This window comes from Vibrio sp. 2130-1, from assembly GCF_033339515.1.
Window position 1 is genome coordinate 1 of the sequence record NZ_JAWOUT010000141.1, and the last position, 869, is coordinate 869.

Sequence of the window (869 nt, forward strand, 5' to 3'; positions counted from 1 at the left end):
CATGCTAGACAGCTTCAACTGGGGTTACGACCCATTCCATTACACGGTGCCAGAAGGCAGCTACGCGACCCATCCAAACGGCTCAAAACGTATTCTTGAGTTCCGTGAAATGGTGCAAGCAACACACAAAATGAAGCTGAAGCTGATCATGGACGTGGTGTACAACCACACCAATGCCTCTGGCATTAACGACAAATCCGTTCTAGATAAAATCGTCCCAGGGTACTACCACCGTCTTAACGTCAACACTGGCGGCGTACAACACTCAACTTCTTGTGACAACCCTGCAACAGAAAACTTGCTGATGGGTAAACTGATGGTTGACTCATTGAAAGTGTGGGCGGACGACTACAAAGTTGACGGTTTCCGTTTCGACTTGATGGGCCACCAGCCAAAAGATGTGATGGTCTACGCGCTTGAGCAAATCCGCAAGATTGACGAGAACACCTTGTTCTACGGTGAAGGTTGGGACTTCGGTGAAGTGTCTAACAACGCTCGTTTTGATCAAGCCACTCAGCTAAACATGGCTGGCACTGAAATCGGTACGTTCTCGGATCGTCTGCGTGACGCTGTTCGTGGCGGTAGCCCATTTGATGGCGGTGTCGATTCAGAAGGTAAGCACCCACTTCGCTTCAACCAAGGTTTTGGTAACGCGGCTTACGCGAATGAAGAAACCAAAGTGGACGCAGAATCGGTGAATGGTCGTCTACACAACCAAGATTTGGTTCGTCTAGGCATGGCGGGTAACTTGGCTGACTTCGTTCTTCTAGACTACAAAGGCGACACAAAATTAGGTAAGTACGTTGATTACAATGGTGCGCCAGCAGGCTACACAAAAGTGCCATCAGAAAACATCTCGTACGTGTCTA

General features: G+C 48.9%; 1 pseudogene. It reads left to right on the plus strand.

The window, feature by feature from the left end:
- Positions 1-869 (plus strand): annotated as a pseudogene (locus R7Q09_RS24755) (DUF3372 domain-containing protein); the annotation flags it as partial.